Genomic DNA, 25,343 nt, shown 5'->3' on the forward strand with positions numbered 1-25,343 from the left:
ACAACACTATGTTTGAGTCTAATGTTTAATATTATTAGACTTTTCTAAAAATCATTGGCGCCTCCTTCAATATCGTTGTATTGTTCTTCATCTAATTGGCCTCCAAAATCACTTATTTCTGCATCTTCTTGAGAATTTTCTTGAGAATTATCTTGAATAGAAGACTGTGATTTAGAAGAATTTGATTTAGAAGACATTGGATTCTTCATTGCAAAGTTTTGATTTTGACTATCTCCATTTTCGCTATAGTCTTTGTTTTTAGAATCTGTGTTTGCAGCGTTTCTGTTTCTAGCGTACGAAGTCTTAGTAAATTCACTGATTCCGCGATTTAGGTCGTGTCCGATTGACGTTGCTTCTAGAACCACCCGCGATCGGTCTTCTCCATCTTTGTGCCAAGATTCCGTATTTAAATTTCCGCAAACTACGATTGCATCTCCCTTATGCACGCTTTTTAACACGTTTGACGCTAGAGACTTGTACGCTTTTACAGTCATCCATGTTGTTGGGCGCTCCTTCCACGCTTTTTCTTCGTTATGATAGTAAGAAGATGTGCTTCCAATTCTTAGCGAGCATGCGGGCGCGTTTTCATTTCGACTAAAGTTTACAGGGTCGCTTCCAACGTATCCGCTGATTGTTAATGTTGCTTGTTGCTGTGCCATATTTTTCAACCTTTCAAGAGTTTGGACTGCGACTAATTTAAGTCTCGAAGTTCATCGCGCAAAACCGTGTTGATTATCGTGGCTTTTGGCAAATTCGCCGCAGTAGAATCAACTATGAATTATGGAAAATAGTTGCGCAATATATTTTTATAAATGTGGTTAAAGCCTATGTTTTATTCACATTGATTAAAAAGTCTTGACAAAATATGCAAAAGCGAGTATCGGATTAAAAGTCTAAAAAATATATGTAGATTGGTATACTTAAAGGAGCGGTTTTTGTTTTGTTTAGCATAGAGTGAGCTTAGATTTTATTTACTTCTACTTACTGTAATGCTGAACATAAAATTGCTAAGAGATAGTTATGTTCGTATACGAGAGAGGACTACACTTATGTGGAATAAGTTGCATGTGTTTTCTGTAAAGAAATGCCTAGCTGTTGCAACATCGGCTGTTGCTTGCGTGGCAATGATTGGATCTACTGCAGTATCTGCTAGCGCATTGGTTGATTTACCAAACAACAGTGTTGCTAATGTTAATACAAATTGGCAGATTAAGGACGATAAACTCGCAAGCTACATTTTAGGCGAAATACGTAATTTGCGCTTAAAGTATTATCAAGATGGCGTTACCCTCATGAACGGTATGCCTCTTGCAGATTATGTTGCTTCTAAGGGTCTTACAAAAGAGCAATATATTGATGGTATTCGCTACGATCGCGCAAACGAAGAAGATGCGTATCGTCGCGCAGCAGAAACTGCTAAGCATGGACAGATTGATCATTTGGCGGCAGACGGCGTAAATCCTCCAGACTACACTGGTCGTAAGGCTTGGGGCGAGAACCTTGCTTGGGGCGAAAATGCGAAAGAATCTATGTATGATTGGGCACACGAAGAGGAATCCCAATTACGTCAAGCTAATGGCATGATAAACGGTTATAACGCTCACTTATATCAAATTTTGAACCCAGAAAACATTTCCTTCGGCTATGGCGAAGCTCCCGGCGGCCCTCACCACAGAGTATCTGCTTTAACATTTTCAACTCAAGTTGGAGATACCGACTATGAAGACGGCAAGCTAGATAGCACTCCTCATCTTGATTTTGCTTGGATTATTCGAGACAACGACATTGCTGTTGGTGCAAACGCATATAGCAATAAGACTCTTGAGTATCGTTGGCTTTCTTACAATTTGAGTACTCAGCAGTGGGCAACTATTGCTGATTGGAGTACTGGAAACTGGGCTTCTTGGGTTACAAGGCCAGGCGACTATTGGTTGCATTGCGAAGTACGCGATCCTTCTACCAAGAAAGTTATTTTAGAGAAGACAATTGCTTTCCACTACACGGTTCCAAGTCAGACTGTTATTGCTGGAACGTACGCTGCATGGCAGGGTAATAGTGTTCTTCTTGGCGCAACTACTAATAATCCTAATGGTTCTACCAAGATTAAGATCTACGATTACAACGCTAAGCAGTGGGTTGAAGGATTTGATGGTCCTTGGGCTTTGTGGAGCCCACGTCCAGGTATCTATTGGACTCATTTTGAGGCATATGATCAGAACGGCAACTTGTCGGATGTTAAGACATACGCCTTTGGCGTGTGAGTTTGATTAGCTTGTCTGATTATTTGGTCTGATTATTTGGTCTGATTAGCAAGTCACATAAACATAAAAAGAATCATATAAAAAGCCTGCTTACGTATTAAACGTTTGCAGGCTTTTTTGTTTATATTATTTGTTTATATTATTTGCGACTTACAAAATGTTGCGATTTACCAAATGTGTACGCGCTCGCTTGGGTCGAGCCACATCTCGTCGCCTTCTTTAACGTCGAATGCATTGTAGAACAAGTCAACGTTGCGCGCAATGCCGTTAGTGCGGCACTCTGCAGGGGAGTGTGGGTCGATTTGAAGGTATTGCTCCGCAATCTCGTTACGAGACTTTGAACGCCACACAAGCGCGTAGCTTAAGAAGAATCGTTGCAAAGCAGTGAAGCCATCTACCTTAGGAGCGTTAAGCAAAGTTTCGCGAATCGCATCGTCACTTCCGTCAATCTCTTGCCCATTGCTCTTTTGCAAAGCAAAAGCGTACGCTTTAAGTGCAATAGTTACGCCGCTTAGATCGCCAATATTTTCGCCGATTGTTAAAGCGCCATTTACGTGAGGCATTGCATTGCGCTCTTCTTTGCTCTTTAAGTGAGAATACTTAACAATAAGCTGCGTTGGAGTAAAAGCATTGTATTGCTCAATAAGCGCTTTAGTGCGCTCAGTGAAGTTGGTTTTGTCTTCTTCAGTCCACCAATTGTTAAGCACGCCGTCCCCATCGTATTCGCAACCTTGATCGTCAAAACCGTGGCCGATTTCGTGGCCAATTACTGCACCAATAGCACCGTAATTTGCTGCGTCTGGAGCACTTGGGCTAAAGAATGGAGGTTGCAAAATCGCAGCTGGGAACACGATTACGTTAAGCAGTGGATCGTAGTAAGCGTTTACGGTTTGCGGAGTCATCTGCCACTCTTCGCGATCCACAGGTTCTCCAGCTTTTGCAGTATACCTACCAAACACAAATCGAGAAACTTCGCGCATATTCTCAATTAAGCCAGCGTCTTCCTTAATATTTAGCGCAGAGTAGTCAATCCAATGATTTGTGTAACCAATATTTGGCTCAAACTTGCTAAGCTTTTCCAAAGCCTTTGCCTTAGTCTCCTCGCCAAGCCAGCTGCTGTTAGAAATAGATACGCGGTATGCGTTAATAAGATTGCTAACTAAGCCTTCCATGTACTTTTTAGAAGACTCAGGGAAGTGCAGGCGCACGTATTCGCGGCCAACTTCTTCGCCGCAAGCATCGTCAACAACTCCGATTGCGCGCTTCCAGCGGTCGCGCGGCTTGGTTGCGCCAGAAAGCACCTTGCCGTAGAAGTCGAATCGCGCTTGTGCAAAGTCCTCGCTTAACATGCTTGCCCAGCACAAAATCACGTGCACGCGTGCCCAAAGCTTTAGATCTTCTAAGTTCGCTTCTTGCCAAATCTTATTCAATCCTTCTATAAAGCTTGGCTCGTGAACTACTACTTTGTTAAAAGCTTTGCGAAAATCTATTGGCTGATTCTTTGCTTCTTCCGAGTTATCGTAAGCTTTTTGAGCAGCATCTAAGAAGGCGTCAAGATTTAACGCTTCAAGCGTTTTTGCCAAATCTTCATAATCGTAAGGATTATAAGTTTTTTGAGAATCGCGTGTTGCTACATTATCCCAATGGTTGTTTGCGATTTGCGTCTCAACCTTCAAGAAACGTTCCGATTGCTCGCTTGTAGTAGTGGCATCTCCGTAACCAGCTAATCGCAGCAACTTTGCTACCATTTTTACGTATTCAGCGCGAATCGGAGCGTAATTATCTTCGCGATAGTATGCTTCGTCTGGCAAGCCCAATCCAGCCTGCTCAATGTGCATAATATTCGTCTTAGGGTCTTTAGGGTCTCCGCATACGCCAAAAGCAAACATTGCATTTGGACCGCCGTATGGAGTAAGAGAAGCAATAGTGCGAACTAAGTCTTCTTTGCTGCTGACTGCATCAACAGCGTCTAAATCGCTCTTAATTGGCGTAATTCCAGCTTTTTCAATAGATGCAGTATCTAAATAGTTGTGGTATAAGATTCGCGACTTTTTGGCTGGGCAATCTTCGCTTTCTAAAATATCTCGAATTTGCGTTTCTGCATCTTCTGCAAGCTTGTAGAAAGCACCAAACATTGGTTTGTCTTCTGGAAGAGTGTAAGTGTCAATCCAAGGACCGTTTACGTAACGGAATAAATCGTCTTGTGGTCGAATAACCGAAGAGAAGGAAGCTGGGTCAAAATTTACAGCAGAAATTTCCTTCTGCGATTCTTTATTATTGTTATTATTATTTTCATTGTTATTAGGCATGTGCCTAGATTACAAGTATTAAGCGACATCATTGGCTAGTATTTTCGCCATATTTTGTGCTATTTTCGTGCCTGCGCGTTAGTCTTAAATCATGATTGAACTTAAAACTCCATCCGAGATTGAAGCTATGAAGCCTGCGGGTCGCTTCGTTGGTAGTATTCTTAAAGATTTACAAGCAATGACAAAAGTTGGAACAAATCTTCTTGAGATTGATGACTTTGTTCGCCAACGCATTATGAGCCGTAAAGGTGCATCTTCTTGCTATGTTGATTACGCTCCTGATTTTGGAACTGGTCCTTTTGCGCACTACATTTGCACTTCTGTAAACGATGCTGTTCTTCATGGCGTTCCTTTTGATTACAACCTTAAAGACGGCGATTTGCTAACGCTTGACTTAGCGATTAACGTTGACGGATGGGTTGGAGATTCTGCTGTTAGCTTTGTTGTTGGAAAGCATGCAGATCCAGAAGATTTGCGCTTGATTAAGTGCACGGAGGAAGCACTCGAGGCTGGCATTAACATGGCTCAGCCTGGCAACCGTCTTGGCGATATTTCTGCAGCTGTTGGATGCGTTGCTCACGAGTATGGTTACAGCGTAAATCTTGAGTTTGGCGGCCACGGAGTTGGCCATATTATGCATGGCGATCCGCACGTTCCTAACGATGGCACAGCTCACCACGGCTACAAGCTTCGCCCAGGCTTGGTTATTGCGATTGAGCCGTGGTTCTTAAAGACTACTGACGAGATTTATCAAGATCCAAAAGACGGTTGGACTCTTCGATCTGCTGACGGTTCGCGCGGTGCTCATAGTGAGCATACGATTGCAATTACAGAGAATGGTCCAGAGATTTTGACTGTTCGCTAAACTTTTAATAGTAATTGTGTAAAGCGTTAAATAGCGTTAAATAGTAATTGCGTAAAACGAACATAATAAAACATAAAGAGGTACTTTAAGTAAATGGCGGAATTTGATTTTGCTCAAGCGTTAAATGATGTTGAAGCAAAGTATTCTTCGATTTCTAAAGCAATAGATATTGATTCGCTTAAGTCTACGATTGCAGATTTAGAAAAGCAAGCTGCACAGCCTGGACTTTGGGACGATTCTGAGCACGCTCAGCAAGTTACTAGTAAGCTTTCGGCAGCTCAGTCTCAATTAAAGCGTTTGCAAGCTGTAGATCAGCGCATTGAAGATGCTAAAACTTTGATTGAGCTTGGGCAAGAAGAAGGCGATGCCGATTCTATGAGCGAGGCTCAAGAGGAGCTTGGCGCTATTGCTCACGAGCTTGACGATATGGAAGTGCAAACTCTTCTTGACGGAGAATACGACGCGCGTGCAGCTGTAGTTACTATTCGATCTGGCGCTGGTGGCGTAGATGCGGCTGATTTTGCGCAAATGCTTCTTAGAATGTACTTGCGCTGGGCAGAGCGAAATGGCTACAAAACTAAGATGATGGACACGTCTTATGCGGAAGAAGCTGGTATTAAATCTGCGACTTTCCAGGTGGATGCTCCATACGCGTATGGTCGTCTTTCTGTAGAAGGCGGAACTCACAGAATGGTTCGTATATCTCCATTCGATAATCAAGGCAGGCGTCAAACTGGCTTTAGCGCAGTGGAAGTAATCCCACTTGTTGAAGCTACGGATCATATTGACATTCCAGATTCCGACATTCGTGTAGATACTTTCCAAGCGTCTGGCCCTGGCGGACAAGGCGTAAATACTACGTATTCTGCTGTTCGCATTACGCATTTGCCTACTGGTTTGGTTGTTTCTATGCAAGATGAGCGCAGCCAGATTCAGAACCGTGCCGCTGCAATGGCAGTTTTGCAATCGCGCTTGCTTGTGTTAAAGCATGCAGAAGAAGCTGCTAAAAAGAAGGAGCTTGCTGGAGATATTAAGGCAAGTTGGGGAGATCAGATGCGCTCCTACGTTCTTCACCCATACCAGATGGTAAAGGATTTGCGCACAGGCTACGAAACTTCGCAAACTCAAGCTGTTTTTGACGGAGATATTGACGGTTTCATTGAAGCTGGCATTCGATGGAGGCACGAGCAGCGAGTTGCTGCAAAGCGCGGATAATTGCGTCTAGGTTGTTTTGACTTAGCGTAAAGCGCCTAAAATCAAAAACAATCTATAAGATAGTAAAAAGTAAAGAATATCGTTCAATAGTTCGTAAAGGAAAATGCAGATATGTCTCTGATTTCGCTAGAACATGTGTCGAAGATTTATCCTAAGGGCACACGCCCCGCTTTGGACGATATTTCTTTAGACGTTAATCGCGGCGACTTTGTGTTTCTTGTGGGCGCTTCTGGGTCTGGTAAGACAACGCTTTTGAGTTTGCTTTTGCGAGAAGAAGAAGCCACAAAAGGCGAGATTCACGTTGCTGGCAACGACTTGAGGCGACTGGTAAATCGCCAGGTTCCGCAGTATAGAAGGTCACTTGGCTTTATTTTTCAGGATTATAAGCTGCTTAATAATAAAACTGTGTATCAAAATGTGGCTTTTGCACTAGAGGTTATTGGCACGAGCCGCTCTACGATTAAGTCGCTTGTTCCGCGAGTTTTGGAAACAGTTGGTTTAACTGGCAAGGAGAATAATTATCCGCACGAGCTTTCGGGTGGAGAGGCTCAGCGAGTTGCCATTGCGCGCGCGTACGTTAATCATCCGCAAATTCTTCTTGCAGACGAGCCTACTGGAAACTTGGATCCTACAACTTCGCTTGGAATTATGGAAGTTTTGGACGCCATTAATCGCACTGGTACTACGATTGTTATGGCTACGCACAATGAGGAAATTGTTAACTCTATGCGAAAGCGCGTTGTGGAGCTTCATTCTGGTCATATTGTGCGAGATGAGCGCGAAGGTTCTTACGATTCTGCGCTTTACTTCCCAGACGCAGATGTTGAGCAAAAGTCGAAAGCTCAGCAAGCTGTAGAAGGAGACTCCATTAGTGCTGCTGTTGCTGATTCTAAGGGCGGTTCAAATGCCGAATCAAATGCAGAATCTAGCTCAAATGCTAATAGTCAATCGTCTATAAATGCAAATGGTTTTGACGAGTCGCAAGAAAATTATCGTTTTATGTCTAAACGTGCAAAGCGTGCAGTTCAAGCAAAAAAGGCAATGGATGCTGTTGCTCAAACTTTGCAAAATGGGTCCGAAAATAACGATGGCATTGCTCGTCTTGCGCAATCTGTTCATTCTGGCAGAACGGGTAGATATGGCGAGGTTTTTCAGCCTTTAGAAACAACTATGACTTGGGGGCGTGGGCTTTCGATTCCGCCTGCTCCTCCTGCAAAAAAGTCAGAAGATAATGGTGATGTCAGTAGCGTTGACGAGTCGAATGAAACAAGCTCTAATAATAAAGCTAGCGATAGTGAAGCGAATAAAACAGAAGCGAATAAAACAGAAGTCAATAAAACAGAAGTCAATAAAACAGAAGTCAATAATAGCGAAAATCTTAAGAACGAAGGAGACGAGTAATGCGATTGCGATTCATATTCTCCGAAACGTGGATTAGTTTACGCAGAAACGTTTCTATGATTATTTCGGTAATGCTCGTTACGTTTATATCGTTCTTGTTTATAGGCGCATCTGTTCTTATGCAAGCGCAAATCACAAAAGCTAAGGGCGATTGGTACGACAAAGTAGAAGTGGTTGCGTGGCTTTGCCCAGATGGCACGAGTCAGGCAGCATCTTGCGCTTCTGGAAAAGCTCCAACAAAGAGCGAAATCGTAAAGTTAGAAAACATTATTAACCAAGAACTTGGCTCAGACGTTTCAAACATAACTTACGTTAGCAGAAGTGAGTTTTACAAGAACACTTTTCTTAAGCAATATCCTAATGGCTTATATCAAGGCCGCACTTTAACAGCTGCAGATATGCAAGATTCATTGCGACTAAAGCTTACAAATCCAACAAAATATCAAGTTGTTTCCGAGGTTCTTTCTGGTCGTGAAGGCGTAGAAGAAGTTGTGGACCAAAGGCAGATTTTTGACCCCGTGTTTAGTGTTTTGAATCACGCAACAGCTGTGACTATTGTGCTTGCTGCAGTTATGGTTGTTGTAGCGATTATGCTTACAGGCACTACGATTCGCATGTCTGCGGCTTCTAGAAAGCAAGAGACGGAGATTATGCGACTTGTTGGCGCTTCTAATTGGACAATTCGCATGCCGTTTATTCTAGAGGGAGCGTTTGCTTCTCTTATAGGCTCTTTGCTATCGGGTTGCGCGCTAAGTGTTGTTGTTAAAGTGTTTATTACGGATTGGCTCGCACAAAACGTCCGTTGGATGCCGTTTGTTAATCAAGCAACTGTTTGGATGACTGTTCCAGTGTTGGTTATTGGAGCTGTTTTGCTTTCAATAATCGCCTCTGCGTTTGCTTTGAGACGATATTTGCAAGCGTAAATTGTCTTAAATAAATTGTTATAAGCAAATCGTCTTAAATAAATCGTCTAAATATAAGTGATATAAAACTTAAGATTGGTTTGAAACGCTTACGATTAATAAGATTTTCAATGTATAATTCGCATTAGTGCTTGTAAAGGTTGAAAGGAAAGCAAGTTGGGTAGAAAGTTTGAAAGCAAAGGATGCTATTTTTACTATTCTAAACGCGTTGTTACTAGCGTGATTGCGCTAGGTGTTCTTATGCTTTCTGCATTTACTATTCTACTTGCGTATACTCCTTTGCGTGCGAATGCTGTAACAATGCAAGATTACAACAGAAAAGTGCAAAGTAATGCGGCTCTTAAAAAGCAATTGGCTGGAGTTAGTAAGCAGCTTGCAGATAAGATTTTAGAGCTTAATGATCTTAACGAGCATCAAATTCCAAACCAGATTCGAGCAGCTCAACAGGCTCAAGATCAAGCGCAACAAGCAATGAGTCTTGTTGAATCAACAAATCAACGTTTGCAATCTGCTCAAAAAGATAAGCGCGATTTGGAAGAAAAGATTAAAAAAACTGGCGAAGATTTTGACGACGCAAAGGCTGCTGTGGCTGCGCTTGCGCGGAAAAGTTTCCACGGTTCAAACGCTTCTAACGTAATGGCTATGGTAACCAATTCAACAACTACAGAGCAATTTGTTGGAAAGCTTCAGTCGGAAGCTGCTGTTGTTCGTAGTGAAGCGAATGCTGCTAACGATGCTGCTGTTAATTTGAGCAACTCGATGAATAGGCGTCAGCGTTTGGCTGCTATAGAAGATGAGATTCAAAAACTAAAGCAAAAAGCTCAAGACCAGGCACAAAGCGCGCAAGCTGCAGCAAAAGCTGCTATAGATAAGCAGCGTTCTTTGCAAAATCTGAGAGACCAGGGAAGTGCTCTTAGAAAGCAGCTGGAAAGCCAAAAAAGCAGTCTTACATCTCGCGCAGCTCGTGAGGCTACAGAAATCGTTGCGTTAAAGTCTCAAATCGACGCTCAAGCTAGGGCTTTGGCTGCGTCTGCTGCAGCTCGCATGAATCCAAACGCTAATCGCCAACAAATGCGCGGTGGCGGTTGGAGTGCGCCTTATTTGCCTGCGTTGCCTCTTTCTAATGGTGCTGCAAGTGGCATGAATTACTCAGTTCCTGGCAATTGCCCTGCTGGTTCTGGTAATTGCTACGGTCATAATACTGGTAATACTGCTGGAGGTTCTGCATACCCTGCTCGCCAATGCACGCTTTGGGCGTATTTGCGTAGGTCGCAGCTTGGATTGCCTGTTGGGTCGTTTATGGGAAACGGCGCAGATTGGGCAAATTCTGGGCGTCGACTCGGTTATCTTGTAAATCGCACTCCACACGTTGGTGCCGTTATGGTGTTTTCTAGAGGTGCTGCTGGATCCGACCCTACGTATGGTCACGTTGCTGTTGTTGAGCGCGTAAATTCCGATGGCTCCGTGCTTATATCCGAAGGTGGCGTTGGGTTTGCAACTTTCCCGTCTTATAGGACTATCAGCAATGCTGGCAGCTATGAGTATGTTCACTATTAATTTTTAATTTTTATGATTTGATTTAGGTATGATTCGATTTAGGTTGGTGTGATTTGGATAAAAAACCTGGTTCAGATGGTACTTTAACTGTTGCAAGAAATAAAAAAGCTAATCACGACTATGCGATTGAAGATTGCTACGAAGCAGGTATTGCGCTTACTGGAACCGAAGTTAAGTCTTTGCGAGAAGGCCGAGCTTCTTTAGCTGAAGCGTTTGTAAATATTGATAGGCGTGGTGAGATTTGGCTAGAAGGCGCGAATATTCCTGAATACTTAAATGGAACGTGGAATAATCATGCGCCAAAACGCAAGCGTAAGCTGCTTCTTCATGCTGTTCAAATTGCTAAGCTTTCTAGGCAAATTGAAGCTAAAGGTTATACGATTGTGCCTTTGAGAATTTATTTTAAGGGCAGCTACGCTAAAGTTGAGATTGCTTTGGCGCGAGGCAAAAAAGAGTACGATAAGCGTCAAGCTCTGCGCGAAGAACAAGATAAGCGCGAGGCATTGCGCGCTATGCGATACAAGAATATGCAATCTAGGTGATTTGCGCTCCGACCTACCTTTTCGCTTAGAGCGTAGCGCGAAAAGGTAATTCGGAGCGCTGAGCCGCTCAAAGCAGAAGCACTGCTTCTGCGCGGCGAAGACGTTCGCGCGCTTAGACCGCGCGAACGACATGACCTGCCGTAGCGCTTAGAGCGTAGCGCGGTTCCCTTGCTTGGAGTTGCGCGAGGTTTGAGTATTTCTCTCCTCGCAAGTGACGCGCTCCTTTACGGGGGTCTTATGAACGTTAATATTCCAAGGCCTCAGTATGGCGCTATTTATTGCTCGTATAGAAATACATCAAACCTTCTGAATATCTAGGACTTTTGCGTGGTTTTTATCACCGAGATTCTCGATTTTTCTTCTTCATTCGATGAATCACCATCAAAGATGCTGAGGTTCATCTCATTCAGTGCGAAAAATCTCGAATCTCTACATCGCTTAGTGTAATCGTACAACTTTGTAGTGGTTCTATAAGCGACACGCCGTATATTATTCATTTTTACGAATAATATACGGCTTTTTGATTTTGTAATTCGTTATTTTTTGCTGATTTTTAGCATATTCATGTATGGCAATTTATGAATATTCAGTTTTTGTATTTTAATAATCGCAATTTAGTAGCGATATCGTGTATAGTCATGCATATCACTGTAAATTATAAGTTATTTATTCTTTAAGACTGAAGGATTGAACAGGAGAAGAAAATGCTTAAGTCAAATAAGATTTTTATGCTCGCTAAGCCAATTGCTGCAATTGCAACTCTTGCATTGATTGGATGCACATGCGCTTGCGGCCCTGCTGATTCTAAAGCAGCAGACCCAGATGTGGCACGCAGCTACGATGTAAGCAAAGTTCAAAAAGACGAAGAGATTGCAAAGCTTGTTCCAGAAAGCGTTGCAAAAACTGGCGAGCTAACTGTTGGCGTAAATGTGAGCTATGCTCCAGCAGAATTCTTCGCTGCAGATGGCAAAACTCCAGTCGGCTACGAAATTGACTTTTCTAAAGCGCTAGCAAAGTTGATGGGCTTAAAAGCAAAGATTATGCACGCTCAATTCGATTCCATTATTCCAGCAATCGGAAGCAAATATAACGTTGGAATCTCGGGCTTTACAGTAAACGCTGAGCGTATGAAAACTGTTGATTTTGTAACGTACGCAAACGCTGGCTTATCTTTTGAAGTTCGTAAAGGAAACCCAACTAAAGTAGATACAAAGAATCTTTGCGGCAAAAAAGTTACATTAGAAACTGGCACTGTTGGCGAGCCGATTATGGAAGAAGCCAAAAAGCAATGCAAGGCGAATAACAATAAGCCGCTAGAAATCCTAAGCTTTAAGGATCAAACAGATGCCACTACAGCTTTGCTCTCTGGCCGCGCAGACGTTATGTATGCCGATACTCCTGTTGCTGGATATGCTGCAATAAAGAACGATGGAAAGCTAGAGATTCTAGAAAGCAGCAACGATGCGGAGCCAATGGGTGCAGCCGTTAAGAAGGGCGATGCTAAGATGCTAAAGCTTATTAAGGCCGCAATCGATAAGCTTATGAAGAATGGCGTTTACAAAGACATTCTAAAGAAGTGGGGTGTTGAAAACGTTGCCATTAAGGAAGCGCAAGTAAACCCAGAAGTATGATCTTAAAGTTGGCGTGCGTTTACAGTTACTGCATAAGTAAAATCGCACGCCAATTTTTGTATTTAATCTATAGTGATTGCTAGTTAGTGATTTGCATATGTTGCAAACAAAAGCCTTTATGGAGAAAGTATGTTTAACAGTTTAACTAAAAAGCCTTTACAAAATTCGCAAGGGAACGAGCGTATTTTGCCAGTCAAAAATCCTGGACCAATCGTAGCTGGCGTAATCGTAGCTATACTCGCATGCTCGCTGCTTTATTCTATAGTCACAAATCCGCGATTTGAGTGGGATGTTGTTGGAGTTTATCTTATAAGCAATAATGTTCTTGCTGGTATTGGTTGGACTTTGTTGTTGACTTTGCTTTCTATGGTTATTGCGATTGTTTTGGCTGTTTGTTTGGCTATGATGCGTAAGAGTGTTAATCCTGTTTTGCGTGGTGTTAGCTGGTTCTTTATTTGGTTTTTCCGTGGTACGCCTGTTTATACGCAGCTTGTTTTTTGGGGTATGTTTGCGGTTCTTGTTCCTAAGTTGAGTTTGGGTATTCCGTTTACGTCTGTTGAGTTTTTCTCGATTGATTCTAATGTTGTTATGACTTCTTTGAATGCTGCTGTTGTTGGTTTGTCTCTTAATGAGGCTGCGTATTTGTCGGAGATTGTTCGTGCTGGCTTGGAGGCTGTGGATGCTGGTCAGGTTGAGGCTGCTCAGGCTTTGGGTATGGGTAGGTCTTTGACTATGCGTAGGGTTGTTTTGCCTCAGGCTATGCGTATTATTGTTCCGCCTTTGGGTAATGAGACTATTGGTATGCTTAAGACTACGTCTTTGGTTTTGGCTGTTCCTTTTACTTTGGAGCTTCAGTTTGCTACTAATGCTGTTGCTAATCGTATTTATAAGCCGATTCCGCTTCTTATTGTTGCTAGTGTTTGGTATTTGGTGATTACGTCTGTTTTGATGGTTTTGCAGGTTATGTTGGAAAAGCATTTTGGCAAAGGATTCGAAGCAAAAGACATTGTAAAAAATACGCAAATCAACTCGAATGCTGCAAAGCGTGGAGATAAAGCCATTAAAGCTGCTAGCGATGCTGTAAATGGTCGCAATAATGCAACAATGCTTGGATTTAACGCATAGTCGTATTGATTGCATAATGCAAGCATAAATAAGTGCATTATAAATGGTAAAATTCCATTAGTTTTTATTAGATTTGAGGAAAAATGACAAATAATCTAACAGTTACAGAGCAAGACGTACAAAGCGTACAAGATCAGAATCATAATGATGATGTTCCAGCTGTAGTTATAAGCGATTTGCATAAGAGCTTTGGCAATTTGCAAGTTCTTAAGGGTATTGATATGACTGTAAAGCCAGGAAGTGTAACAGTTATACTCGGTCCTTCGGGAAGTGGAAAGTCAACTTTGCTGCGATTAGTGAACCAGCTTGAAACAATCACATCTGGAAAAATCACCATTTACGGCGAGCGCATTGGTGTAAAAACTGTTGTTCGTAATGGAAAAGAAGCTTTGCAAGCGTTAAACGATAAAGAAATCGCAGCGCAGCGCGCAAAGCTTGGAATGGTGTTCCAGCGTTTTAACTTGTTCCCGCATATGACTGCTATTGAAAACGTTATGGAAGCTCCAGTTCACGTTTTACATATGGATAAAATTGCAGCTCACGATTTAGCGGTTAAAGAGCTTGAGCGCGTTGGAATGGCGGATCGCGTAGATCATTATCCTTCGCAACTTTCTGGCGGACAGCAGCAGCGCGTTGCGATTGCTCGCGCGCTTGCTATGAAGCCAGAAATCATGCTTTTTGACGAGCCTACGTCTGCGCTAGACCCAGAGCTTGTTGGAGAAGTGCTTAATGTTATGCGCGACTTGGCAAACGATGGAATGACAATGATTGTTGTAACTCACGAGATTGGTTTTGCTAGAGAAGTTGCAGATCAGGTTGTGTTTATGGATGGCGGAAAAGTTGTTGAATGTGGAACGTCTGGGATTATTGATAATCCTCAAACTGAAAGATTCAAGGATTTTCTGCACAACGTTTTGTAAGCTTAACATATAAATGTAAATACGTAAAAGTTAAGGCATTTTGCGTAAAATCATGAATAATTTATGGCTGTGGTGTTTGCTGCAGCCTTTTTATTTCGATTAGCACTATTATTCAAACAATTTTACGCAAAGAATATCTTGCGCAATGTTTAGCGTGTTTGTGTAATAACAAACATAGTGTAAAGTTGTTCATTGTTTGAATATTCCATCCAATTTATTCGGAGATTAGTATGAGTGATGCATGTTCTTCATGCGAATCAAACTCGCATAGTAAGAACGGCGTTCGTATATCTCGTTGGCTAAGATTTGTTGCTGCGTTTACGTCGCTATCTTTACTAGGATTTTCCAGTGCCTGCGGAACAAGCGATGCTGTTGGGCCGGATCCTCTTTTAGCGCGCAGTTACGACGTTAATCGTATTAAAAAAGATAAAAGTATTGCTGCAATGTTGCCAAAAAAGCTTGTTGAAAGTGGCGAGCTTGTAATGGGTACTAACGTTGGATATGCGCCAGCAGGATTTTATGCTATAGATGGAAAAACGGTTGTAGGCTACGAAATAGACTTAAACAAAGCGCTAGCAAAACTAATGGGATTAAAGCTTCGCATTGTTCACGCGCCATTTGACGCGATTTTGCCATCTGTTGGAAGTAAATTCGATATTGGTGTTTCGGGATTTACAGTTAGCAAAGAGCGAGAAAAGTCGGTTGACTTTGTAACGTACGCGGATGCTGGTTTGCTTTTTGTTGTTAGAAAAGGCAATCCAACAAATGTGAATCTTAACGACTTATGCGGTAAAAAAGTGTCTGTTCAAGTTGGAACAACAAGCGAAACTCAAATGTATGACGCAAGAGATGTTTGCAAGTTAAGTAAAAAAGCACCATTAGACGTTCTTGCGTTTAGAGAGCAAACGGATGCTACGACTGCAGTGGTTGCAGGCCGCGCAGACGTTATGTATGCCGATACTCCTGTTTCTAGTTTTGCGATTGAGCAAACGGACGGACAGCTAGAGCCATTGGGTAAAAGCCGCGATAAAGCTCTTATGGGTATTATTGCTCAAAAAGGAGATACTCAGCTTGTAGAAGCAATAAAAGCTGGTATTGAAAAGCTAATACAAACGGGCGCGTATCAAGAAATAATGAAGGCTTGGGGTGTTGAAGACGTTATGATTAAGCACCCAGAAGTAAATCCAAAAGTGTGATTCCTGTGTGATTTGCCTTGCTAAATGCTTTATATGAATGCTTTATATGATTGATTTAGCTGTTTAATATTTGCTAGTAGAAACTTTGTATGCTTAGAGTAGGATTAAAAACATGAGTGCTAAAAATAACAACAACGAGCGTATTTTGCCAGTCAAAAAACCTGGACATATTATATCTGGCATTATTGTTGCGATTCTAGCGTGTGCTCTTGTGTATTCAATTGCTACAAATCCTCGATTTGAGTGGGCAATCGTTTGGAAATACATTTTTAACGAGAATGTTCTTGCTGGTATTGGTTGGACTTTGTTGTTGACTTTGCTTTCTATGGTTATTGCGATTGTTTTGGCTGTTTGTTTGGCTATGATGCGTAAGAGTGTTAATCCTGTTTTGCGTGGTGTGAGTTGGTTCTTTATTTGGTTTTTCCGTGGTACGCCTGTTTATACGCAGCTTGTTTTTTGGGGTATGTTTGCGGTTCTTGTTCCTAAGTTGAGTTTGGGTGTTCCGTTTACGTCTGTTGAGTTTTTCTCGATTGATTCTAATGTTGTTATGACTTCTTTGAATGCTGCTGTTATTGGTTTGTCTCTTAATGAGGCTGCGTATTTGTCGGAGATTGTTCGTGCTGGCTTGGAGGCTGTGGATGCTGGTCAGGTTGAGGCTGCTAAGGCTTTGGGTATGGGTAGGTCTTTGACTATGCGTAGGGTTGTTTTGCCTCAGGCTATGCGTATTATTGTTCCGCCTTTGGGTAATGAGACTATTGGTATGCTTAAGACTACGTCTTTGGTTTTGGCTGTTCCTTTTACTTTGGAGCTTCAGTTTGCTACTAATGCTGTTGCTAATCGTATTTATAAGCCGATTCCGCTTCTTATTGTTGCTAGTGTTTGGTATTTGGTGATTACGTCTGTTTTGATGGTTTTGCAGGTTATGTTAGAAAAGCATTTTGGCAAAGGATTTGAAGCAAAAGCAGATAGCATTCATAGCAGTAGATAGCAGTAATTGCAAAACATAATTGAAAAACATAATTGCAAAACATAATTGCAAAACGAGTAGAAACACACACGTTTTATAACGTACAATAGAAAATTATGTGTGGAATTGTTGGATACGCAGGTTTTGGCACAGTTTGCGCAAAGCCTTTAGAAGTTTGCTTAAACGGATTAGAACGCTTAGAGTACAGAGGCTATGATTCTTCTGGTGTAGCTCTTGCTGCTCCAGGAATGGATTCTATATGCGTGCGCAAAAAAGCTGGTCGCTTAGCTGTTTTAAGAAAAGATATAGACGAAAATCCAATGCCAGAAGCGAGCGTTGCAATAGGCCACACGCGTTGGGCTACAAATGGTGCTCCATGCGACTTAAACGCGCATCCTCACGTTAGTGCAGACGGAAAAATCGCCCTTATTCACAACGGTATTATTGAAAACGCTATTAGCCTTAAAGAACAAATGCAAAAAGAAGGCATAGAGTTTTCGTCTCAAACAGATACGGAAGTTGCAGCAAAAGCGCTTGGAAAAATCGCGAATCAAATAATTGAAGAAACTGGTAAGCCAGATCTTTTTGAAGCAATAAGACGAGTTGCAAAAATTCTTAAAGGAGCTTTTACTTTACTTGCTGTAGACGTTAGACAGCCTAATATTGTTGCTGCTGTTCGCCACGATTCGCCACTTGTAGTAGGTGTTTCAAATAACGAGTATTTTCTAGGCTCCGACGTTGCGGCTTTTGTAGAATACACAGATAAAGTTCTTGAAGTTGGTCAAGATCAAGCTGTTTTAATCGGAGATATAGAAGGAAACAAAAAAGCACAGCTTCGTCTTACAGATTTTGACGGAAACGAGATTGAAAACCCTAGTTACTTTACAGTAGACTGGGATGCTTCGGCAGTAGAAAAAGGCGGATGGGATTCCTTTATGGATAAGGAAATCCACGAAGATCCGCATGCTGTAGCCGATACTTTGCGCGGGCGATTCGACGCAAAAGGGAACATTATTCTTGACGAAGTTAGGATTAGTCAAGATATTTTGCGATCAATCGACAAGATAATAGTTGTGGCTTGTGGAACAGCAAGCTACGCTGGATTAGTTGCAAAATATGCGATTGAACATTGGGTACGCGTGCCAGTAGAAGTGGAGTTGGCTCACGAATTTAGGTACAGAGACCCGATTTTAACGCATAGAACGCTTGTTGTTGCAATATCTCAATCTGGCGAAACAATGGACACGCTAATGGCGTTAAGGCATGCGCGTGAGCAGGGTAGCCGCGTGCTTGCAATATGCAACACTCAAGGCTCGAGTATTCCTCGAGAATCGGATGCTGTACTTTACACGCATGCAGGCCCAGAAATCGCAGTTGCTTCTACAAAAGCATTTGTTGCGCAAATCGTAGCAGCATACATGCTTGGTCTTTATTTGGCTCAAGTCAAAGGAACAATGTATAGAGATGAGATTCAGCAAATCGTGTCTCAGCTTAAAGAAATGCCAGATAAAATTCAAAACGTTTTAGACACTCAAACGGACTCGATAATGCAAGCTGCAAAGCGAACGATGGACGCAAAATCGTTCTTGTTCCTTGGCAGGCACGTTGGCTACCCAGTAGCGCTAGAAGGCGCATTAAAGCTAAAAGAGATTGCGTACACGTTTACAGAAGGCTTTGCTGCAGGGGAGCTAAAGCACGGCCCGATTGCTCTTGTAGATAAGGGAGAGCCAGTTGTTGTTATAGTGCCATCTTCTAGAGGTAGAGACGTTTTACACGCTAAAGTGATATCGGGAATCGAAGAAGTTAAGGCTCGCGGAGCGTTTACGATTGCGGTTGCAGAAGACGGCGATCCAGACGCTGAGCGTTACGCAGATATTGTGTTTTGGCGCCCTAAGTGCCTAACATTGCTAAGCCCTCTTGTAGATGTTGTAGCATTGCAACTTTTTGCTATGAATATGGCAAAGCTTAAAGGCTACGACGTTGATAAGCCTAGGAATCTTGCAAAATCCGTAACTGTGGAATAGCAATACAATGAGTGTTATGAGTGCAAGAAGACCGCACAAAAATCGCAAGCAGGATTTTGGTTGTTTTGTTATGCGTAATGTAAAACGTAATATAAACCGTAATATAAACTGCGATTTGACTCGTTGTATAAAGCGTGTAATTTCTGCGATTATATGCGTTTTTGTTGTTGTTTTTTGTGCGTCATGCGGATCTGTTGATTCTAGAACAAAAATCACGGTGTGGTCTTGGGAGCCAAGCATGAAGCGGATTGCTGCAGATTTTGAGAAGCAAAATCCAGATATTCGCGTTAGTGTTAAAGACACAAGTGGGTATAGCAATCTTAATAGCGCTATTCAAGATGGCTATGGCATGCCAGATGTTGCTCAGCTTGAGTACTATGCTTTGCCACAATACGCTGTTAGCGGTCAGCTTCTAGACATTACAGATAGGGTACAGGGAACTCAAACATTTTACACGCAAGGATCATGGTCTTCTGTGCAATTAGGAGGCCGAATATACGGTTTGCCAATGGATTCAGGGCCTTTAGCGTGGTTTTATAATCAAGATGTGTTTAGCCAAGCAGGCGTGGATGCTACGCAAATTCACACTTGGAAAGACTACATTCACGCAGCAAGAAAGCTAAAAAATATTGGTGTTTATATTGCTGCGGATTCTGGAGATGCTAGCTTTTACAACGCTATGATTTGGCTTTCTGGCGGGCATCCGTTTATAACCTCGCACGACGGAAAAACTGTTACTGTTCGCTTAAGCAAAGATAAAGGAACAAAAGACTTTACAAAATTTTGGCAATTAATGATTGACGAAGACTTAGTGGACACAAGGCTTACAACGTGGACTCCAGCTTGGAAGAGCGCTGTTGGTTCTGGAAATGTTGCTTCCGTTTTTGCTGGAGCGTGGATGACTTCTCTTTTAATGCATGACATTCCAGGCGGAGCAGGGTTGTGGCGTGTTGCAAGAGTTCCAACAATGGATGGCAAAAATAATAATGCGCAAATGGGCGGATCTGCGCTAAGTGTATTGCAATCTAGCAGGAAGCCAGAAGCTGCAATGCGTTTTGTTGATTTTGTTTGCCACAATCAACAAGGCATTAAAGAACGCGTTAGTTCGGGAGCATTCCCAGCAGACGTTGTAACTCTTAGAGATAGCGCATTTTTGAATAAGACTACTGTTTTGGATTCTAGAGGAATTAAAGTGCCATACTTTGGCGGGCAACACTTTAATAGAGTTTTTGCGGATGCAGCACAACATGTGTATACGGGGTACAAGTATTTGCCATTTGAAGTATATTCGCGTAGTGATTTTCGCTCCACAGTTGGCTTGGCTTATGATTGGAATCGAAAGTCAAAAGCGCGATTAAATATTAAAGCTATGATTGACGCTGGAATTAAGCAAGATGACGGAAAAGATTTTGTTCTTCCAGACGACCCTGGCCCTAAGATTCGACTTAAAGACGGAATCGCGCTTTGGAAAAAAGACTTAAAAGAATACGGGTATAATCAAGGTTTTGTTGTTCGATAAGAGTGTTCGCTGAGACTTATGCGCTTTAGGTTTGTAATCCAAAGGAAAAGTCGCTAGCAACCGATTGTTCTTCTATAAATCTCGTACATTCCCTTAAAAATCAAATTTGGATCGTAGTAATCAATCGAATCAACGTCTTTTTCAAAAAGTCGCCCCAAGCCTCCTGTAGCAACAACCTTAAAAGGCTCATTTATCTCTATTTTGAATTGCTCAATTGTGCGCTCAATGCCTCCGAGGAAGCTGTAGTAGAGGCCAGCTTGCATAGCAGGACGAGTTGATTTTGCAAGAACGGATTTAGGGCGAGAAATCTCAACTTCTGGAAGCTGAGCAGTATTATCCCATAGAGCTGCCGCAGCCGAGCTGATTCCCGTGCAAATAAGTCCGCAAGTAATTGCTCCGCTTTTATCAACGTAGTTATAAGTTGTAGCTGTGCCAAAATCAATTACCAATGCTGGGCCGCCGTATTCGTAAAACGCGCCAACACAATCTGCTAAGCAGTCTGCGCCCAAAGAGCGAGGCTCGTCAATCCTAATATTTACGCCAGTTTTTACTCCAGGGCCTACAATCATAGGGTCGATTTGCAAAAACTTAACAATGCTTGCACGGAACGAGTGCATAACTTTTGGAACAACCGAAGCAACAATAACATCTTCAACATCGTTTACGCTAAAACCGCTTAAATTAAGGAATTGCGTAATCATAATGCCGTATTCGTCGGAAGTGTGATTTGCATTTGTAGTCATTCTATATGTGCCAACAATCTTGCCGTTATCTAAGAATCCAAGCACAATATTCGTGTTGCCGATGTCTACTGCTAAAAGCATATTCGCCTCCAGTGTGTTTGTTGCGTGTTGCCAAACTTAAGTATGCGCATCTTTAGAGCAATACTACATTAATGCTAAGTCGTTGCGTGCAATTTGATTGTTTGTGCTTGCTGTTTTAGGAAATCACATAAAAGTGTGGCGGTGTGGCACAGTAGGTGATAAAGTCGAAAACAATGGCAGCGAGGCTAGAAAGGAATTGTAAATGATAAATCGTCAAGCAATATTGCATAGGCCACTTTCACAATACGCGTATTCTACGGCAGAATATTGCTTAACAATTCGCTTGCGTGCAGCAAAGAATAATCTTTGTTCATGCGTTTTGCATTACGGGAATCGCGTTGATTTAACTCCGTTAGACAAGTTTTGCACGCTGAAAATGGAAAAGATTGCAAGCGACGATTACTTTGACTACTATGAAGCGAATATAAGCAGCGATTTAGATAGAGTTTGTTATTACTTTGAGATGCAAGATGCGTATGAGCACTTGTATTTGTACGCCGATACTATTGCGTCTGATTTCCCAGAAGATCGTACAGAAGTCTACCAGTTCCCATTTATTCGCCGCGAAGAGATTAGCGACGTTCCGCGTTGGCTTAAAGAGGCTGTTGTTTACAACATTTTCCCAGATAGTTTTGCAGATTCTAAACGCGGCATAAGTTGCATTGCAAAAGATTATTTTGATGAGAAAACTGGCCAAACTTTACACACTCGTTTGGGCGGAACAATTAGAGGCATAATCGAAAATCTTGATTATATTGAGGATTTGGGCTTTAATTGCTTGTATTTAAATCCTATTTTTACAGCTGCAGAGTACCATCGTTACGATCTTCTTGACTACTACCATGTTTGCCCTAATTTAGGAACGGACGACGATTTTAGGGAGCTTGTTAGCGAGGTTCATAATCGCGGCATGCACATAATTATTGATGGCGTTTTTAATCATTCTAGTTGGTATTTCTTTGCGTTTGACGATGTTGTTAAAAATGGCGAAAATTCGCAATACAAGGATTGGTTCTATGGATTAAAGTTCCCTGTTAAGCGCCCCGAAGATGGCGAGCGCCCAAACTACACGTGTTTTGCGTATGAGCGTAAAATGCCAAAGCTTAATACTTCTAATCCAAAAGTTCGCGACTATTTTATGGACGTTTGTCGCTATTGGCTTGAAGATTTTGATGTTGACGGTTGGCGTTTGGATGTTGCTAATGAGGTTGATAAAGACTTTTGGCGTGCCTTCCGCTCTGTTGCTAAAAAGACTAAAAAAGATAGTGTGCTAATTGCGGAGATTTGGGAGAATTCTGAGCGTTGGCTGCAAGGAGACATGTTTGACTCCACTATGAACTACGAATTCCGCAAAGTTTGCCGCGATTTCTTTGCTTTTGGTAAGATTAATGCGCGCGAGTTTAATAGTCGATTTGTGGATATGCTTTTAAGATACCCATTCCCGATTGTTCAGGGTCAATTGAATTTGCTTGATAGCCATGACGTTAGTCGCTTTAGGAGCTTGTGTGCGCAAAATTCCGCGGATTCTGGCGATTCTTGCGAGCAAGATAAGCGATTCCGTTTGGCTGAGCTTTGTTTGCTTACATCTGTTGGAACTCCAAGCGTGTTCTATGGGGACGAGCTTGGAATAGTTGGTTTTGAAGAGTGTGATTACCGCGCCGCTATGCCTTGGGCAAATCCTGTAAAGGATAATCGTGACTTATTCCGCGAACTTATAAACTTGCGTAGAAGCAACGATTGCTTTATTCATGGCAATTTTATGGTTCTTGACTATGATGAGCGTGGAAAATTTGTTTTTGCGCGAGAAGCTGACTCTAAGCGCGTTGTTGTGGCTTTAAATGCGTTTAATGAGTCTAACGATTCGTTTAGTGGCTTGCCAGATTGTAAGCCGATTATTAGCTACAATTATGATGCTCAAAATCACTCTCTTGGAGCTTTTGGATACGCGATTTTTGAAGCAAAATAGCGATTTTTGCTAGCGATTTATTGGCGTTTTTTGCTGGCGATTAATAATAAAAGTGGCACTTAATCAAGTGATTTAAGTGCCATTTTTATTTACAAGCTTAAGATATTTGCAAATAAAACTACAAATCTAAGAAAAGCTGGTGTATTCTAGTATCTTCGTCAAGCTCTGGGTGGAAAGCTGTTCCGATTTGATTTCCCTGGCGAGCAGCTACAACGTTGCCATCTACTGTTGCAAGAGTCTCGGCATTTGGGCCGACTTGCGCAATATAAGGCGCGCGAATAAACGTCATTGGAACAGCTCCAAGATTTCCAAACTCAGATTCGCAATGGAAGCTTCCAAGCTGGCGGCCGTAAGCGTTGCGCTTAACAGTAACGTCTAGAGTGCCAAATCCACTAACTTCGTTACCTTCCACGTTTTTTGCAAGCAAAATCAATCCTGCACAAGTGCCAAGAACTGGCATTCCGTTTGCAATTTTCTCGCGCAAAGGCTCAAGCATATTTTGCTCTTTAAGAAGCTTAGTTTGCACAGTGCTTTCGCCTCCAGGCAAAACAAGGCGGTCAAAAGATTGCTCCAAATCTCGCGCTTGACGAAGCTCAATAACGCGCGCGCCAAGCTTTTCTAGCATTAAACGATGCTCAAGAAAAGCTCCTTGAACAGCTAAAACTGCTACAGTGTGCGCGCAATTATTTGTATTGATAGGTGAGTTTGCCAAAATAATTCGCCTCAATCACTCGTCTCAATTACTCGCCGCGGTTAGCCATTAAAAGCTTGATTTCTTGCTCGTTAATGCCAACCATAGCTTCGCCCAAATTCTCGGAAAGCTTAGCAATCATCTTAGCGTCTTTGTAATTAGTAACAGCCTTAACGATTGCAGCAGCGCGCTTTGCTGGGTCTCCAGACTTAAAGATGCCAGAGCCAACAAACACGCCTTCTGCGCCAAGTTGCATCATTAAAGCAGCGTCTGCAGGGGTAGCAACACCGCCAGCTGCAAAGTTTACAACAGGAAGCTTGCCGTTTTGTGCAACGTACTTTACAAGATCGAAAGGCACGCGCAATGTCTTGGCTTCCTCAAAAAGCTCGTCCTCGCGCATGCTTGTAAGCTTACGGATTGCGGAATTCATCATGCGCATGTGGCGCACTGCCTGAATCACGTCTCCAGTTCCAGGCTCGCCCTTAGTGCGAATCATGGAAGCACCTTCGTTAATCCTTCGCAAAGCTTCGCCCAAATCCTTAGCTCCGCAAACAAATGGAACTGCAAAATCGCGCTTGTTAATGTGGTACACGTCGTCTGCTGGGCTAAGCACTTCGCTTTCGTCAATGTAATCGATCTCAATAGCCTCAAGTACTTGCGCTTCTACAAAGTGACCAATACGGCATTTTGCCATAACAGGAATAGACACAGCCTCTTGGATTCCGTGAATCATAGCGGGGTCGCTCATTCTAGAAACGCCACCAGCCGCGCGAATATCGGCAGGAATGCGTTCCAAAGCCATTACAGCGCAAGCTCCAGAATCTTCAGCAATTCGTGCCTGCTCTGGAGTAGTAACGTCCATAATCACGCCGCCCTTAAGCATTTGTGCAAGCTGGCGATTTAGAGCAGTGCGGTCTTGGTTGCCGTTATTTTGCGGATCTGAGGATTCGTTTACTGTTACTGTAGTATTCAAGTTTTCTGCCATTATTCCTCGCTTTTTATTGGCGTTTTATTGGCGCATTTTGCATGCATGCTGTGTGTAACATCTTTATGCGTCTGTTATACATTTTTGCAAATATGCAAGCTATCGTATTGTTTTTTGCGCACGTTTGCAAGTTTACGTCTGATGGCATTTAACCACATTCATAGGATATGTGATTAGAATAATGTCAAATTTTTATAGAATCGTGTTAAATTTTTTACACAATGATGTCAAATTTTTGTAAAAACGTATAAATATCAATTACTTATTAATGATTTATAACCAAGTTTTTAGACTCGCCCTAGTTTTGATTGACTTGCTAGCAAGCTACGATTGTATACGCCGTTGACTTTGTGTTGCAAGTGTTGCAATTAGACAAAGCAACGAGCTTAAACAATTAAATAACAACATAAACAACAATTAAA

General features: G+C 42.3%; 19 protein-coding genes and 1 pseudogene. 15 read left to right on the plus strand and 5 right to left on the minus strand.

What is annotated here, in order from left to right; all coding sequences use genetic code 11:
* Positions 1–44 precede the first annotated feature (44 nt).
* Positions 45–659 (minus strand): single-stranded DNA-binding protein, encoded by a 615-nt coding sequence (locus AC1EKB_RS01500; protein WP_481248647.1) that lies wholly within the window; start codon positions 657–659, stop codon positions 45–47.
* Between the two features lie 1,080 nt (positions 660–1,739).
* Between AC1EKB_RS01500 and AC1EKB_RS01505 the strand changes: the two are divergent.
* A pseudogene (locus tag AC1EKB_RS01505) lies at positions 1,740–2,261 on the plus strand (1,4-beta-N-acetylmuramidase); the annotation flags it as partial.
* Between the two features lie 167 nt (positions 2,262–2,428).
* Here the strand turns inward: AC1EKB_RS01505 and AC1EKB_RS01510 are convergent.
* Positions 2,429–4,570, minus strand: coding sequence for a M13 family metallopeptidase (locus AC1EKB_RS01510; protein ID WP_481248648.1), 2,142 nt, complete (start codon positions 4,568–4,570; stop codon positions 2,429–2,431).
* A gap of 91 nt (positions 4,571–4,661) precedes the next feature.
* On the opposite strand from AC1EKB_RS01510, the gene map reads away from it, so the two are divergent.
* The 13 genes from map to AC1EKB_RS01575 all read left to right on the plus strand — a co-directional run bounded on the left by map (position 4,662) and on the right by AC1EKB_RS01575 (position 20,455).
* Entirely contained in the window at positions 4,662–5,435 is a 774-nt protein-coding gene (map, locus tag AC1EKB_RS01515; protein WP_016785904.1) for a type I methionyl aminopeptidase, read from the plus strand.
* Positions 5,436–5,528: 93 nt separating this feature from the next.
* Entirely contained in the window at positions 5,529–6,650 is a 1,122-nt protein-coding gene (prfB, locus tag AC1EKB_RS01520; RefSeq protein ID WP_004130635.1) for a peptide chain release factor 2, read from the plus strand.
* Positions 6,651–6,761: 111 nt separating this feature from the next.
* Entirely contained in the window at positions 6,762–8,051 is a 1,290-nt protein-coding gene (gene ftsE, locus AC1EKB_RS01525; protein WP_481248649.1) for a cell division ATP-binding protein FtsE, read from the plus strand.
* Entirely contained in the window at positions 8,051–8,974 is a 924-nt protein-coding gene (gene ftsX / locus AC1EKB_RS01530; protein ID WP_415694410.1) for a permease-like cell division protein FtsX, read from the plus strand. The genes ftsE and ftsX overlap by 1 nt, the downstream gene beginning before the upstream one ends.
* 240 nt (positions 8,975–9,214) lie before the next feature.
* The gene (locus AC1EKB_RS01535) at positions 9,215–10,531 is read left to right on the plus strand and encodes a CHAP domain-containing protein (protein ID WP_481248729.1); all 1,317 of its coding nucleotides are present in this window, start codon (positions 9,215–9,217) and stop codon (positions 10,529–10,531) included.
* A gap of 53 nt (positions 10,532–10,584) precedes the next feature.
* Positions 10,585–11,073, plus strand: a complete 489-nt coding sequence (gene smpB / locus AC1EKB_RS01540) for an SsrA-binding protein SmpB (RefSeq protein ID WP_004130644.1) — start codon at positions 10,585–10,587, stop codon at positions 11,071–11,073.
* Between the two features lie 704 nt (positions 11,074–11,777).
* On the plus strand, positions 11,778–12,704 hold the full coding sequence (locus tag AC1EKB_RS01545; RefSeq protein WP_415694411.1) for an ABC transporter substrate-binding protein: 927 nt from the start codon (positions 11,778–11,780) through the stop codon (positions 12,702–12,704).
* Positions 12,705–12,833: 129 nt separating this feature from the next.
* The gene (locus AC1EKB_RS01550; RefSeq protein WP_481248650.1) at positions 12,834–13,829 is read left to right on the plus strand and encodes an amino acid ABC transporter permease; all 996 of its coding nucleotides are present in this window, start codon (positions 12,834–12,836) and stop codon (positions 13,827–13,829) included.
* An 83-nt stretch (positions 13,830–13,912) separates the two neighbouring features.
* Positions 13,913–14,749 (plus strand): amino acid ABC transporter ATP-binding protein, encoded by an 837-nt coding sequence (locus AC1EKB_RS01555; RefSeq protein WP_415694789.1) that lies wholly within the window; start codon positions 13,913–13,915, stop codon positions 14,747–14,749.
* 230 nt (positions 14,750–14,979) lie between these two features.
* Positions 14,980–15,945 (plus strand): ABC transporter substrate-binding protein, encoded by a 966-nt coding sequence (locus tag AC1EKB_RS01560; protein WP_481248651.1) that lies wholly within the window; start codon positions 14,980–14,982, stop codon positions 15,943–15,945.
* Between the two features lie 112 nt (positions 15,946–16,057).
* The gene (locus AC1EKB_RS01565) at positions 16,058–16,933 is read left to right on the plus strand and encodes an amino acid ABC transporter permease (protein WP_481248652.1); all 876 of its coding nucleotides are present in this window, start codon (positions 16,058–16,060) and stop codon (positions 16,931–16,933) included.
* A 95-nt stretch (positions 16,934–17,028) separates the two neighbouring features.
* Positions 17,029–18,936, plus strand: coding sequence for a glutamine--fructose-6-phosphate transaminase (isomerizing) (gene glmS / locus AC1EKB_RS01570; protein ID WP_481248653.1), 1,908 nt, complete (start codon positions 17,029–17,031; stop codon positions 18,934–18,936).
* A 16-nt stretch (positions 18,937–18,952) separates the two neighbouring features.
* Positions 18,953–20,455 carry an ABC transporter substrate-binding protein gene (locus tag AC1EKB_RS01575; RefSeq protein WP_481248730.1) on the plus strand — a complete coding sequence of 501 codons (1,503 nt, stop codon included), beginning with the start codon at positions 18,953–18,955 and terminating at the stop codon, positions 20,453–20,455.
* Between the two features lie 53 nt (positions 20,456–20,508).
* Here AC1EKB_RS01575 and AC1EKB_RS01580 read toward each other — a convergent pair whose 3' ends face one another.
* Positions 20,509–21,279 (minus strand): type III pantothenate kinase, encoded by a 771-nt coding sequence (locus AC1EKB_RS01580; RefSeq protein ID WP_481248654.1) that lies wholly within the window; start codon positions 21,277–21,279, stop codon positions 20,509–20,511.
* 202 nt (positions 21,280–21,481) lie between these two features.
* Between AC1EKB_RS01580 and AC1EKB_RS01585 the strand changes: the two genes are divergently transcribed.
* Positions 21,482–23,245, plus strand: coding sequence for a glycoside hydrolase family 13 protein (locus tag AC1EKB_RS01585; protein ID WP_481248655.1), 1,764 nt, complete (start codon positions 21,482–21,484; stop codon positions 23,243–23,245).
* 118 nt (positions 23,246–23,363) lie between these two features.
* On the opposite strand, the gene pdxT is transcribed toward AC1EKB_RS01585, so the two are convergent.
* The gene (pdxT, locus tag AC1EKB_RS01590) at positions 23,364–23,963 is read right to left on the minus strand and encodes a pyridoxal 5'-phosphate synthase glutaminase subunit PdxT (RefSeq protein ID WP_464402593.1); all 600 of its coding nucleotides are present in this window, start codon (positions 23,961–23,963) and stop codon (positions 23,364–23,366) included.
* Between the two features lie 22 nt (positions 23,964–23,985).
* Positions 23,986–24,921, minus strand: coding sequence for a pyridoxal 5'-phosphate synthase lyase subunit PdxS (pdxS, locus tag AC1EKB_RS01595; RefSeq protein ID WP_101889253.1), 936 nt, complete (start codon positions 24,919–24,921; stop codon positions 23,986–23,988).
* Between the last annotated feature and the right edge of the window lie 422 nt (positions 24,922–25,343).

This window comes from Gardnerella sialicivorans subsp. sialicivorans (assembly GCF_056746795.1).